Source organism: Cronobacter turicensis (assembly GCF_041222865.1).
Taxonomy (GTDB): domain Bacteria; phylum Pseudomonadota; class Gammaproteobacteria; order Enterobacterales; family Enterobacteriaceae; genus Cronobacter; species Cronobacter turicensis.
The window spans coordinates 2,511,348-2,524,783 of the sequence record NZ_CP165997.1 but is presented as its reverse complement, the minus strand read 5'-3'; the positions used below and the strand labels follow the sequence as shown (position 1 = coordinate 2,524,783).

Here is a 13,436-nt window from a genome sequence, read left to right as displayed (position 1 = left end):
AGTATGGAAAAAATAACCGGTAAAAAGGGTGGCGGTGGTAATTCACGCACGCCGCGGGAATCTCCTGATTCATTACAGTCGATCGCGACGGCCAAAATACTGCTGGCGCTGGGCGAGGGGGAGTTCGCCGGCGGCCTGACGGATAAAGATATTTTCTTCGACGGTACCCCGATCCGCAGCGCCGACGGCACGCTTAATTTTCCCGATGTGAAATGGGAATTTCGCCCTGGCACTCAGACGCAGGATTACATCCCCGGTATACCGTCGGTGGAAAATGAAATCACCGTTAACACTCAGCTTAAAGCCACACAGCCGTGGACGCGCGCCATCAGCAACACGCAGCTTTCTGCGGTCCGGGTGCGTCTCGGTGTGCCTTCACTGCAGCGCATGAAGGACAACGGGGATGTGGTGGGCTACCGCGTTGAATACAAAATTGAGCTGTCCACTGACGGTGGCGGATATGTCACTGTGCTGAACAGCGCATTCGACGGTAAAACCACCTCCCTGTATGAGCGCAGCCATCGCATTGACCTTCCGCCCGCCCGGACCGGCTGGCAGCTTCGTGTAAGCCGGACGACGGCGGACAGCACTTCCAGCCGTATCGTGGATACTACGAATATCGAGGCCTATTCGGAAATCATCGATGCAAAACTGCGCTATCCGAACACCGCACTGCTGTTTGTGTCGTTCAACGCGAAGCAGTTCAGCAATATCCCGCAAATCAGCATGCGCGCCCGCGGACGGCAAATCCGCGTGCCCACCACTTACGATTCGGTGGCCCGCACCTATTCCGGCACCTGGGACGGCTCGTTTAAATGGGCCTGGAGCAATAACCCCGCCTGGGTGTTTTACGACCTGGTGCTGAGCGACCGTTTCGGAACCGGTGACCGGCTGGATGCCTCTCAGGTGGACAAGTGGGAGCTCTACCGCATCGCGCAGTACTGCGATCAGCCCGTGCCGGACGGTACCGGCGGCAGCGGTACCGAGCCGCGTTTTCTTTGTGATGTGTATATCCAGAGTCAGAACGAGGCGTTTACGGTGCTGCGTGACCTGGCGAGCATCTTCCGCGGCATGACCTACTGGGCCGGTAATCAGCTGGCCGCGCTGGCGGATATGCCGCGCGATATGACGTATGTCTACACCCGCGCCAACGTTATCGACGGCAAATTCTCCTACGCCAGCGGCAGCGAGAAGAAGCGTTATTCAACGGCGATGGTGAGCTGGTCAAACCCGGAGAACCATTACACCGATGAAGTGGAAGCGGTGATGGAGCCTGACCTGGTGCGGCGCTACGGCGTGCGCCAGACGCAGATCTCCGCCATCGGCTGCACGCGGCGCACCGAGGCCAACCGCCGCGGCCGCTGGGCGCTGCTGACAAATGCTAAAGACCGGATGGTGAGTTTTGCCACCGGGCTGGAAGGCATGATCCCGTTGCCGGGCCATATCATCGGCGTGGCGGATCAGTATCTGTCCGGGCGGGTGATGGGCGGGCGTATCAGTCAGGTGAACGGTCGCGCGCTGACGCTCGACCGGGCGCCGGATGCAAAAGCGGGCGACAGGCTTATCGTCAACCTGCCGTCCGGCAAATCACAGGCCCGTACCATTCAGGCGGTCAGCGGCCGAAACGTCACGGTATCTGCGATATTCAGCGAAACGCCGGAGCGCGAGGCGGTCTGGTCGGTGGATGCGCAGGATGTGGCAATCCAGCAGTACCGCGTCACATCCGTTGAAGACAATAACGACGGCACCTGGACCATCAGCGCCGTGCAGCACAACCCGGATAAATATGCCGCCATCGATTCCGGCGCTCGGCTCGATGAGCGCCCGGTATCGGCCATTCCGCCGGGCGTGCAGGCGCCGCCAGCCTCGGTGACCCTCAGCAGTTACAGCCGCGTGGTGCAGGGTCTCAGCGTGGAAACCCTGCGTGTCGCCTGGCCCGCGGCGCCCGGCGCCGTGGCGTATGAATGCCAGTGGCGCAAGGATAACGGCGACTGGGTGAATGTGCCGCGCACAAGCTCGCTCGGCTTTGAGGTGCAGGGCATTTATGCCGGGCGGTATATGGCGCGCGTCAGCGCCGTGAACGCCAGCGATGTTGCCTCGGTCTGGCAGACCAGCGACGAGGTGACGCTGACCGGCAAAGTGGGGCAGCCGCCGGTTCCGCTGAACTTCCGCACCACGCCGATTAACTGGGGCATCCAGCTCGACTGGAACTTCCCGGACGGTGCGGACGACACGCTGATGACCGAAATTCAGTATGCCGCCGCGACCGACGGCAGCGACGCGCTGCTGCTTTCGGATGTGCCCTATCCGGCGCACAGTTACACGCAGCTTGGCCTGCGTGCCGGGCAGATCTTCTGGTACCGCGCGCGGCTGGTGGACCGCATCGGGAGCCAGTCAGCCTGGACCGGCTGGGTGCGGGGTATGGCGAACGACAATGCGGAGGATTACCTGGGTGATATTACCGGGGATTTTCTCACGAGTGCCGACGGCCAGGCGCTCCAGCAGCAAATCGACACTAACATCGAGGCGGTGATGCAGAACGCGCTGGCGAACAACGCCACGGTCGATCATCAGTGGAAGCAGTATGGCGAAGTACGCGCTGATATTCTGGTGGTGAAAACCACAATCGCCGACGTTGATAAGGCTCTGGCGGAAATGAGCACCCAGGTCCAGGCGCAGATAGGCAGTGTCACGGCCGCGCTGGAAGACAAACTGACAGCTGTGGTGGATGCCAGTGGTGCTACAGCCATTCATACGCTGAAAGCAGGCGTGCGGATTAACGGCGACTACTACAGTGCCGGCATGAGCATTGCGGTGCTGGCGCAGGCCGGGCAGCCGGTTGTAACGCGTGTTGCGTTTAATGCCGATCAGTTTGTGCTGACCACCGGCAGCGGTGCCAGCCAGTTCTCGCCATTTGCTGTGGTGGGTGGGCAGGTGTTTATGAGCTCTGCCTTTATTCAGGATGGCACCATAACCAGTGCCAAAATTGGCGCATTCATACAGTCCACGAACTATGTGGCAGGTCGCACAGGCTGGCGCCTGGACAAAAACGGAAACTTCGAGCTTAACGGCAGCGGTGGAAATGGTCGCATGTTAATTACCAATAACATTGTGCAAATCTGGGACGCCAATAATGTCCTGCGCGTGAGAATGGGGCTCTTTTGATGGCCGGATTACAGTGCTGGGATGCCAGCGGAAGATTGGTTGTTGACCTGGGCGATTACATGGTGAGGCACAGGGGGAGAATTACAGTAAAAGCACCCGGAGGCGTTAACCAATTCGATGTTGCTATGCCCGGCGCGACGGCGTCGGGTTCATTTGCCGCAATAACGACAACTTTGATGCAAACCAGGATATGGGGAACATCTTGTTATGATGGTGGCGTGACTGTCTTTTTTGTGCCTGGTACATCATTCGCTGATACTTTAACTATTGATTTATATAATTTTATATGAGCGGCTTCGAAGTAAGAAACGATGATGGAATTGTTACTGTAAATAGCGATTATACATCCCCGCTATTTTCTTCCTATGTAGCTTCTCCACGAATGGATACTGTCGGCGGTATTGATGGTGACGTGCCAGGATTTGGTAGATTAAGGGAGCTTGCTCCATTTCTTGACGAACCAAATGCCATCCATCAACCCGGGCAGCTTAACTGGTTCCGAATGCCTGTTGGCGGCTGGGGTTTACCCGGCGCAAGTTGGTTCGTTCCGGGCAAAGTTAACCTGGCTAAAACCAGAACAGATGTTGCCGTTCAGAGCGGGTTTATGGATGTTTTCGATTCGTCTGGCAAGCTGATCTGGTCTGCAAAGTCGGCGGCAACCATGCCCAGGATTTTAGGATTTCTGACAATTCCACCAAATTACGATCTGCAAAACAACACACTGACGATTGCAGTTTCTGGCACGCCATTCATGCCTCTTGAGAGTTTTATGGGGGCGATAAGTGAGGATCAGGAGGGGGTTGGCGCAAAGAACGGGATAGTCATAAAGCAGCAATCCGGTTCTGTAATCTTGAGGTATATCAATCAGAACGGGAAAAACTACAACCAAACGCCAATATATTCCAGAGGATATAAAATACCCTATGGAGTGATCCCAAACCTTTAACCCGCTTCGGCGGGTTTTTTTATTTCAGGAGACAGTCATGTCTGCAGGAACTCTTACACTAACAAATAAATCAGCAGCGGTTACTGGTAATGGAACATCATTCACAACGGAATTAAAAGCTGGCGATCTCATTGTTGTTAAAGTTGGGGGAACTCCTTATACACTGCCCGTTAAAGCAATTACAAATAACACTCAACTGATGCTTGTGAGTGATTACACAGGACCAACCCAGAGCGGTGCCGCCTGGTTTGCCGTTCCGCAGGAAGCACAAAGCTTAATTACTGCGGCCCTTGCCTCACAGACCGCAGAAGCATTACGTGGCCTTAACCTCGACAAGACAAACTGGCAACAGGTTTTCAGCGCCAGCGACGATATCACGGTCACTCTCAAAGATGGCTCGACATTCAGCGGACCAAGCTGGCTCAAGATAATCAATTTTATTAAGAGCATCTTTTCCGATAATGGCGAGGTTACAGCCACAACGTTTAAACCTGGTGATATTGCAGCAACGTGGGAAAACTTGCAGGTGCCACATGCGCCAGTTGGCGGTTTAAGTGGCTCAATATCTACAGCAGAATATCTGCGTCGTGCCGGGATGTACATGCAACCCTTGAATGCACAGGCGACGACGGCTAATGGCTATCCTGAAGGAAAGGCGGGATCGCTTTTAGTATTGCCAAACAGTGCTAATGGAGCAAACGGAAGCACGCAAATTTATTCCAACTATCAGGGTACTGGTGGTATTTTTTTTCGTAGATATCTTGCAGCGTCATCAAGTTTTGAGGGTGGCAGATATATTGGTTGGAATGAGATCTTTACCAACTGGGGGGATGTCGCCAATGTTTCAGGCGGCACGTATGCTACGGTTAATGACTGGAATGATATTAAGCCCAATCATGTCGCTTTCGGTTATTCTGGGGCGGCAAACAGTCCAGGAGGTACCGGAAGCTGTTTGGCATTTTCCAACTCCAACTTTTCGTCATACGCCTTACAGATTTCCGGAACCTATAATTCCGCATCTCGCTACTTCGCGCGCTCTCAGAATGGCGACAACGGCGGCGCATGGCAACCCTGGCGCGAGTTCACGATGGCCGCTGTTTCAGATGAGCGCCTGAAAGATGTTAAAGGGAGTTTTAATGTCGAAGCTGGCCTGGACAATATCAACCGCATGGAGTTTAAGCTGTTCCGCTATAAGTGGGATAAACCTGAACGGTCGGCACGCCGTGGCGTTATCGCCCAGCAGATTATGCAGATTGACAAGGAATACGTGAAGGATGTTGGCGAAAACATGGTGCTTGACCAGACGCCGATGTTACTTGACGCTCTGGCTGCAATAAAAGCGCTGCGCCAGCGTGATGAGGACAACAAGGTGCGTATTGCTGCGCTTGAAATGGAACAGGACCGGCTGCAGGCGTCAGTTTCCAGCCTCATTGCTGCGGGAAGCGCCACCAAAGAAGATACTGAAAGCGAATCGGTCAGTGGAAAATGATAAGGCATAGTGGCCCGTATGGGCTGCTCTGCTTATAAAAAACATTACCTGCCGTTACGATTAATAGGCCGCTGCGTCTTGATTTCGTTACTTCCTGAAATTACTGTATAAATACACAGTAATTTTACCGGGAGGTACATAATGAAAATACACCCCCTCGTCTGGCCGGTTACGCCAGTCAACATCCCATTCTATGCAGACCTGATTTCAGCAGGGTTTCCGAGTCCTGCTGCCGATTATATCGACAGCGGCATTGACCTCGTTTCCCACCTTATTGCACATCCTTCATCCACCTATGTCCTGCGGGTTGCTGGCGACTCGATGCGCGACGCGGGCATCCTTGACGGTTCGCTTTTGCTGGTGGACTTCAGTCTGCACGCGAAGCATAACGACATCGTGGTCGCCAATATTGGCGGAGAGTTTACCGTTAAAAGGCTGGTGACGTACCCGGTGGCGCAGCTGCGCGCAGAGAACCCGGCTTACCCGCCTATTGCTGTTTATGACGCCGACGACCTCGAAATCGTCGGCGTTGTCATTTGCGTTATAAATACCCTGCACCGCAATGTTCGCGCTGGTTGATATGAACTCGTTTTTCACGAGCTGCGAGACGGCATTCCGTCCCGATCTTGTCGGTCAGCCGATCGTGGCGCTTTCCAATAACGACGGCTGCGTGATAGCGCGCAGCCGCGAAGCCAAAGCGCTTGGCATAAAAATGGGCATGCCCTGGTTCCAGTTGCGCGAGATGCAGTTCCCTCAGCGGATCATTGCCTTTTCCAGCAACTATGAACTTTACGGTGATATGAGCCAGCGGGTGATGACGACGCTTGAGGAAATGTGTCCGCGCGTTGAGATATACAGCATCGATGAGGCTTTCTGCGACCTGACGGGAGTGCGGAACTGTCGCGACCTGGCTGATTTTGGCCGGGAGATACGCGACACCGTCCGGCGCAACACCCGGATCCATTGTGGTGTCGGTATCGCCCAGACGAAGACGCTGGCGAAGCTCGCCAATCGCGCGGCGAAGGAGTGGCCGCAGACGGGCGGGGTGGTGGACCTGTCAAACCATGCGCGCCAGCGGCGGCTGATGGCGCTGATGCCGGTAGAGGAAGTCTGGGGCGTCGGTCGGCGTATTGCCAGAAAGCTGGAGGCAATGGGCATTAAAAACGCTTTGCATCTCTGTGATACCGACATACGCTTTATCCGCAAACACTTCAACGTTGTGCTGGAGCGCACCGTGCGCGAGCTGCGCGGCGAGCCCTGTCTGGAGATCGAGGAGTTTGCCCCGGCGAAACAGGAAATCGTCTGCAGCCGGTCATTCGGGGAGCGAATCACCGACTATGAGGCGATGCGCCAGGCTATCTGCAGCTATGCGGCGCGCGCGTCGGAAAAGCTCCGCGGCGAGCATCAGTTCTGCCGGTACATTTCGGTGTTCGTGAAAACGTCGCCGTTCTCTACTGAGCCGTACTACGGCAACCACGCCGGGACAAAGTTGCTGACTCCCACACAGGACACGCGCGACATTATCGCCGCGGCGACGCGCTGCCTCGATGCGGTCTGGCGCGACGGCCACCGGTACCAAAAAGCAGGGGTGATGCTGGGTGACTTTTTCAGCCAGGGCGTGGCGCAGCTGAACCTGTTTGACGAGAATGCGCCGCGCGCGAACAGCGAAGCGCTGATGTCACTGATGGATAAACTCAACCAGCAGGGGCGGGGAACCCTGTATTTTGTGGGGCAGGGTATCCAGCAGTCGTGGCAGATGAAGCGGGAAATGCTGTCGCCGTGCTATACGACACGGCTGGCTGATGTGCCGACCGTGCGGGCATGATAAAAGGGGTATTGTTCAGGAATTAAAGAAAAGAGAAGGTCCGCTTTGAGCGAGAAGGGGACGCCCACATAGTGTAAACAGGCGTGCGATATTCTGAAGTGGGCCGATTACTTAACCCGCTTCCCCGTTTCGTTAATGACCTTCTCGTCATCCTTTTTGGTAAACGCTCCTTTCTGACTTTCCGTTAGAATACGCAGCACTATTTCTGAAGGGCGGTAAAGATGAGTGCTAAGCGGCGTAACGACTAATGCAGGTCTGCGGAGATACAGATTCCTTAAATGCTGCGAACCAGCGACCTGTCCACCTTTGCATGCGCTTGCTCCCCCGACTCGCCTGCGCGCATTACTACCTCATTTCTGTGCCCTTTCTGAAAGGTAGCAAAGCTGCGCCATATACGACGCGGCACATCGTTTAGTTACCTTGAAAAATTGTGCAATTGTGCGAAAAATTATGCACTAAATCACAATTTAATCCTTATGAACTCTATAAATAGAACAATCTAACATCATTCCACTTTTTTTTGATTTTTCCACCATGTAACATAGCTATCATATTCAGCCAATTATTAAGAAATTCAATGACAAACTATGATTTTAGAGCACTCAATAATGAAGAGTTTGAAAGACTAGCTACAGACCTCTTAAGCAAGAGAGAAAATCTGCTTATTGAGCGTTTTAAATCAGGAAAAGATGGTGGGATTGATGGTCGTTTTTATCATTCTGGCGAAGTAATAATCCAAGTTAAACACTATGTTAAAACTGGCTATAGTGGATTATTAAGTAAACTTAAAAACGAAGAGGTTGCAAAAGTTGAAAACTTAAAACCTAATCGATACATTTTCATCACAAGCGTTGGTTTATCCCCTGCTAATAAAAAAGAAATCTTCGATTTGTTTAATCCTTACATTCTAAGCAATAATGACATCATTGGCCCTGAGTATCTCAATGATCTTTTAACACTTTACCCAGAAATAGAACGAAACCATTACAAACTTTGGCTTTCCAGTACAAACATTTTAATGGGTCTGCTAAATAATTCTGCAATTCAAAATAGTAACTTCCTGATTGAAGATGCTAGGAAGGAATCATACAAATTCATCGAAACCAAGCAATTACAAAAGGCTTTAGAGATTTTAGATGAAAACAAAGTCGTAATCATCACTGGTTTACCAGGCGTTGGTAAAACCACTCTTGCAAAACAAGTGATGCTTATGCATTGCAATAGCGACTATGAAATTTACCACATTGAAGGATCAATTTCGGAAATAGAATCTATATATTTTAAAGATAGAAAGCAATTTTTCTATTTTGATGATTTTCTCGGTGCTACTCTTTTAGAAATTTTCACTAGAAACTCTGATTCTAAAATTGTTCAGTTTATTAAAAAAATCATTACCGACAAAAACAAAAAGATGATTTTAACGTCAAGAACCAACATATTAAACAGAGCTAAAAATCTCAGTGAGATATTTAATATAGAAAAAATTGAAAAAAAAGAATTTGAGATAAATGTATCAGATCTTACTGATATGGAAAAGGCTGATATACTTTACAATCATGTTTGGCATAGTTCATTACCGCAGGAGTACACTGATACTTTTTATGACAATCTTAATTATTGGAAAATAATACATCATCCAAACTTTAATCCACGACTTATATCGTTTATTACAGATAGCGATAGAATATCAGGAATCGATAGTTCGAGTTTTTGGGCATATATCGAAAATTCATTAGACAATCCAGAAATGATCTGGTCGCACTGTTTCAATAATCAAACACGTGAGGAAGTCCTTGATCTAGTTTGCTTGGTTGTTTTTAATGCTAATAACATTGAAGAACAGAATTGTAAAAATGCATTAAAGCGCGTTTTCAATGTGAAATATAAAAATAATTTTCACTCGAAAGTAAATAAAATAGATGAATATATAAAAGAGTCATTAAAATCAACACTTAATAGGAGTTTGACACAGCTAAACAAAAATTTAATGATAAGACTGACACCATTCAACCCATCAGTGTCTGACTATATCATCAATCGCTATGCTACTGATGAAACCTCTCTTGCACTTTACTTTTCAGCCCTTAAGACAAATCAATCAATTAACACTTTATTCTCTTTGCACAGCAATAGGAAAATCAATGCAGATGTATTTGTTTCAGTGCTTGAGTCAGTGCTCAAAGCTGTTGATATTAAATGCTTAAATAAATACTCAATCCATCTTCTTCATTCGATCATACATTCAAATTTAATCTCCACCAATAAAAATAGAATGGTCTATCCGAGCTTATTTTTAAACATTGAAGAAGAATATCTCACTTACGATCACGAAGTTGGGGAGTGCGTGTTATGGGCGGTAAAAAATGCACCAAATCTATTTTCAGATCAATTCATCTCTGACTTTATAAATTATGCCATGAAGTCTGGTTGGCGATATACTCTCAACCATGAAGATTACCTCCCCTTAGCACACTTAATCAATCTTCGACCTGCAATAAAAGGAGAGGAAGTTACTCATGAACTAATGGAACATATCAAACAATATTGGCATGAAAATTATGATGAACATTTATCTGGAACAGGAAAAATTCAATCATTAGATTATGACGAAAGAGCTAAAGCTGATGACATTGCATATGACATGCTATATGATTTAATTAATGAGTACGATTTGCCCTTTGAGGACAATGAAATTGAATATATGTATTGTAAAGTCGATGTGTCTACACACCTCTATAACTCTTATGATTATGATGAGGATGAAAGAGATCACTTTCATAGGCATAGAGATGAAAGAGAGCATAGCGAAAGCTATATAAACGATTTATTTCAAAAACATTAGTTATTTTCGTAACTCACCATTTTGGCCACACAGGAAAAATATTATTGCATAAATGCGCAACCCACCGAAGGCCAGCCCGGTGGGTTGCTGTTGATACATCAAAATGCAGAGCTGAACAGTTCAAAATTGATTTTTAAAAGATTTTATTGTGGTGCTGCATCATCAACTCGCTTTTCCAAAAATCCCATCTAAATCACCCAGAAATCCACAACAGTCCCAGCCATTTCGGTGTCTCATCCATAGTCCTCCCGCAACTCTGCCCTGCTGTAACTCAGCTTTTTCCCTTATATTCCCAATCCCAGAGCATTGTTAGAATTGGACCGTTCCTTTCAAATCGCACACGCGCTTCCGGTTTAACTTTTCTGGCCTCCATCGTAAGTTGTCCTTTAATTGCCACATCCACCTGACCTGCCCCTACCACTTAGTACGCTTCGAACTTAACAGTGTCCGCTCCTGGCACAATGCGGGCATTATGAAAGGAATGTGCTCAAGCGAACATCCATTTTGCCTTGAAGTGGTTATCAAAACTCTACGTAAACTATACAAAATCAACGAGTTATGGCGAAGGCAAAAATAATAAGTTTAGATGCTTATTAAGCATAAAAGCTTGTAAATTCAATCGGATGTAATGAATTTCTAAATCTACTGCTGCGTCATATGGAATGGTTCGAAGCGGCTGACCTGATTGTTAAAGGTATGGAAGGCGCTATCAACAACAAGACCGTGACCTATGACTTCGAACGCCTGATGAAAGGCGCTAAGCTGCTGAAATGCTCAGAGTTTGGCGACGCTATCATCGCGAACATGTAATCTATTTTATGGGTTACATAAGAACGGGAGCCGAAGGGCTCCCGTTTTTTTATGCCTGAAAACGCTCTCTCACCACCTTGCCTGTGCATCGTTTTTCTGGGAAGCGGCCAGCGCATCGCCAGGATGCTTGAGACGGCAGGAACCAAAACGAGGCGCTGATGCCACTGATGGACGAATTCAATCTGCAGGGCCGGGAAGCGCTTTATTTGTAGGGCAGGGCATTCAGTCGTTGTACAAATGAAGCGGGAGATGCTTTTGCCGTGCTACACATCACGGCTGGATAATGTGCCGCTCACGCAGGCATGTTAAAAGCGATCTCTTCAGGATGTAATGCGATTTACGTCCGCTTTGAACAAGAAGCGGACGTTTTAATCATGGCAAACTGAAGAAAGTTTGACTCAGCATTCGCGCTGGGCCCGGTTTTGGGTAATCCAACGCTCTATTTTCATCCTGCTTTCATCGGTTGCTGGATTGAAGAGCATCATTGTCAGATCCGGCCTCCCTTCGACAGAAAAGGTGCAAAACTCCAGCTCAATTGTCCCGATTTGCGGGTGATGTAGCATTTTTAACCCTTCCGCATGCCCGGCAACATCGTTGTTACGCCACAGGCGGGCGAAGTCAGAGCTTTGAGCGGATAGCTCCTCAACCAGCTGAGCGATTTCCTCTGACGCACCAAGGCGCGCGGCATCCGCCCGAAAGGCATTGACGATGAGCCGGGCCAGGCCCTCCCAGTCGTGCTGCATCTCCAGGGCCTCCGGGTCGGTAAACAGCAGGCGCAGAATATTTCGCCGCGCGGGCGGCAACAGCGCGTAGTCCTTCAGCACAACCGCCGCCGGGTGATTCCAGGCCACTACATCCCAGATGGCGGTTTTGATAATCGCCGGAATCGTCAGGCTTTCCAGCACGCGTTGCAGCCGTGGGGTTATGCTGCCGGACGGACTTACCCGGCTTTCCGGCGGATGGCCAAACGCAAGAATAAACAGATGATCGCGTTCGGGAGATGTAAGCCGCAGCCCGTCAGCAATGCGGTTCAGCACCTCGCGCGAGGGGGCTCCCCCGCGGCCCTGCTCAAGCCAGGTATACCAGGTCGGGCTGATATTGGCGAGCTGAGCCACCTCTTCGCGGCGCAGGCCCGGCGTACGGCGGCGGCCGGGCAAAAAACCAAACGAAGCCGGGTCAAGTCCCAGACGGCGAGCCCTTAAAAAATCACCCAGAGGATTTTCAGAAAGCAGAGTCATAAATTAGCCTGTTAGTGTTTATACACTGATAACGTCACTACTTTAATAGTAAAAGATCCGTGCTTACGCTGTTGCAGTAAATTACTCAGGAGACAGACTATGCGTATTTTTGTAACGGGTGCGACGGGTTTTATCGGCTCACGTGTAGTATCAGCCCTTCTGGCACGCGGCCATCAGGTGACTGGGCTTGTGCGTTCAGAAGAAGCAGCCCGGCAGTTAGCCGATAAGGGCGTTACTGCCCAGCGCGGAACTCTGGAAGATCCCCGGGCGTGGGTTGCAGGCATCGACCTGTGCGATGCCGTGATCCACACCGCCTTCGATCATGATTTCACCCGTTTTGTGGAAAATTGCGAAAAAGATCGCCGAGTGATTGGCGCTATTGGCTCTGTGTTGCAGGGCAGCCAGCGCCCGCTGCTTATCACCTCCGGCACCGGGATGGGTGATGACGGCAGCGGCCAGCCCGCTCTGGAGCAGAATTTCAACCCGGCACATCCTAACCCACGTGTAGCCTCTGAGCTGGAGGGTTCTCAGCTACTGGAATCCGGGATTGATGTACGCGTGGTGCGTTTACCCCAGGTTCACAACACCGAACGCCAGGGGTTAATCAGCTATTACATCTCTCTTGCCAGAGAAAAAGGTGCGGCAGCCTACATTGGCGAAGGTAAAAATGCCTGGTGTGCGGCACACGTGGATGACGTGGCCGGGCTGTATGTAAAAGTGCTTGAGCAAGGCGAACGTGGCGAACGGTATCATGCGGTAGCGGAGGAAAACATTGCCTCATGGCTGATTGCGCAAACCGTGGCGACAGGCCTGGATATCCCTGCTGTTTCGCTGAAATCAGAACAGGCCGCAGAGCATTTCGGCTGGTTCGCCGCTTTCACAATGATGGATATGCGTGCCAGCGGTGCATGGACACGCCAGCAGCTCGACTGGCAGCCCAAAGGACCGGGGCTTATTGATGATCTGAGCAGAATGAGTTTCTCAGGCCAGCCTTAGACCCAGCGCCGGGTAGCGGTTTTCGCCTTACGCGTCCCTGACGATTGCGCATCGCTGCATGGACAGGCAAGTGAGTGAATGATGGCCGGTTAAAACCGACATCTATAGGCAAAGCCTGTTATTAC

The 13,436-nt window shown here is 50.3% G+C and carries 10 protein-coding genes and 1 pseudogene; 9 read left to right on the top strand and 2 right to left on the bottom strand.

The window, feature by feature from the left end; translation table 11 throughout:
* The first annotated feature begins 3 nt into the window (after window positions 1-3).
* The 6 genes from AB8W27_RS12000 (at window position 4) to AB8W27_RS11975 (ending at window position 7,425) form a co-directional block, all read left to right on the top strand.
* Window positions 4-3,165: a host specificity protein J gene (locus AB8W27_RS12000; RefSeq protein WP_041923456.1), complete on the top strand. Its 3,162-nt coding sequence runs from the start codon at window positions 4-6 to the stop codon at window positions 3,163-3,165.
* Window positions 3,165-3,455, top strand: coding sequence for a hypothetical protein (locus tag AB8W27_RS11995; protein WP_041923457.1), 291 nt, complete (start codon window positions 3,165-3,167; stop codon window positions 3,453-3,455). The genes AB8W27_RS12000 and AB8W27_RS11995 overlap by 1 nt, the downstream gene beginning before the upstream one ends.
* Window positions 3,452-4,111 carry a hypothetical protein gene (locus AB8W27_RS11990; protein ID WP_282914008.1) on the top strand — a complete coding sequence of 220 codons (660 nt, stop codon included), beginning with the start codon at window positions 3,452-3,454 and terminating at the stop codon, window positions 4,109-4,111. Before AB8W27_RS11995 ends, AB8W27_RS11990 begins: the two co-directional genes overlap by 4 nt.
* A gap of 37 nt (window positions 4,112-4,148) precedes the next feature.
* Entirely contained in the window at window positions 4,149-5,600 is a 1,452-nt protein-coding gene (locus tag AB8W27_RS11985) for a pyocin knob domain-containing S74 family peptidase (RefSeq protein ID WP_041923458.1), read from the top strand.
* Window positions 5,601-5,741: 141 nt separating this feature from the next.
* Window positions 5,742-6,179, top strand: coding sequence for a translesion error-prone DNA polymerase V autoproteolytic subunit (umuD, locus tag AB8W27_RS11980; protein WP_014728470.1), 438 nt, complete (start codon window positions 5,742-5,744; stop codon window positions 6,177-6,179).
* Window positions 6,163-7,425, top strand: coding sequence for a Y-family DNA polymerase (locus AB8W27_RS11975; protein ID WP_015740936.1), 1,263 nt, complete (start codon window positions 6,163-6,165; stop codon window positions 7,423-7,425). Before umuD ends, AB8W27_RS11975 begins: the two co-directional genes overlap by 17 nt.
* Before the next feature lie 107 nt (window positions 7,426-7,532).
* Here the strand turns inward: AB8W27_RS11975 and AB8W27_RS11970 are convergent.
* Window positions 7,533-7,673, bottom strand: a pseudogene (locus AB8W27_RS11970) (arsenate reductase); the annotation flags it as partial.
* A gap of 329 nt (window positions 7,674-8,002) precedes the next feature.
* On the opposite strand from AB8W27_RS11970, the gene AB8W27_RS11965 reads away from it, so the two are divergent.
* On the top strand, window positions 8,003-10,267 hold the full coding sequence (locus tag AB8W27_RS11965; protein WP_282914007.1) for a restriction endonuclease: 2,265 nt from the start codon (window positions 8,003-8,005) through the stop codon (window positions 10,265-10,267).
* A gap of 618 nt (window positions 10,268-10,885) precedes the next feature.
* On the top strand, window positions 10,886-11,077 hold the full coding sequence (locus AB8W27_RS11960) for an isocitrate/isopropylmalate family dehydrogenase (RefSeq protein ID WP_015740939.1): 192 nt from the start codon (window positions 10,886-10,888) through the stop codon (window positions 11,075-11,077).
* A 398-nt stretch (window positions 11,078-11,475) separates the two neighbouring features.
* Here the strand turns inward: AB8W27_RS11960 and AB8W27_RS11955 are convergent, their stop codons facing one another.
* Window positions 11,476-12,315: a helix-turn-helix transcriptional regulator gene (locus AB8W27_RS11955; protein ID WP_015740940.1), complete on the bottom strand. Its 840-nt coding sequence runs from the start codon at window positions 12,313-12,315 to the stop codon at window positions 11,476-11,478.
* A 99-nt stretch (window positions 12,316-12,414) separates the two neighbouring features.
* Here AB8W27_RS11955 and AB8W27_RS11950 point away from each other — a divergent pair, with 99 nt between their 5' ends.
* Window positions 12,415-13,311 carry an SDR family oxidoreductase gene (locus AB8W27_RS11950; RefSeq protein WP_015740941.1) on the top strand — a complete coding sequence of 299 codons (897 nt, stop codon included), beginning with the start codon at window positions 12,415-12,417 and terminating at the stop codon, window positions 13,309-13,311.
* Window positions 13,312-13,436: the final 125 nt, after the last annotated feature.

What these genes read in the sequence shown, in the direction of transcription:
- AB8W27_RS12000 (WP_041923456.1), top strand. Translation starts at nt 4, where the DNA reads ATGGAAAAAATAACCGGTAAAAAGGGTGGCGGTGGTAATTCACGCACG.
- AB8W27_RS11995 (WP_041923457.1), top strand. Translation starts at nt 3,165, where the DNA reads ATGGCCGGATTACAGTGCTGGGATGCCAGCGGAAGATTGGTTGTTGAC.
- AB8W27_RS11990 (WP_282914008.1), top strand. Translation starts at nt 3,452, where the DNA reads ATGAGCGGCTTCGAAGTAAGAAACGATGATGGAATTGTTACTGTAAAT.
- AB8W27_RS11985 (WP_041923458.1), top strand. Translation starts at nt 4,149, where the DNA reads ATGTCTGCAGGAACTCTTACACTAACAAATAAATCAGCAGCGGTTACT.
- umuD (WP_014728470.1), top strand. Translation starts at nt 5,742, where the DNA reads ATGAAAATACACCCCCTCGTCTGGCCGGTTACGCCAGTCAACATCCCA.
- AB8W27_RS11975 (WP_015740936.1), top strand. Translation starts at nt 6,163, where the DNA reads ATGTTCGCGCTGGTTGATATGAACTCGTTTTTCACGAGCTGCGAGACG.
- AB8W27_RS11965 (WP_282914007.1), top strand. Translation starts at nt 8,003, where the DNA reads ATGACAAACTATGATTTTAGAGCACTCAATAATGAAGAGTTTGAAAGA.
- AB8W27_RS11955 (WP_015740940.1), bottom strand. Translation starts at nt 12,315, where the DNA reads ATGACTCTGCTTTCTGAAAATCCTCTGGGTGATTTTTTAAGGGCTCGC.
- AB8W27_RS11950 (WP_015740941.1), top strand. Translation starts at nt 12,415, where the DNA reads ATGCGTATTTTTGTAACGGGTGCGACGGGTTTTATCGGCTCACGTGTA.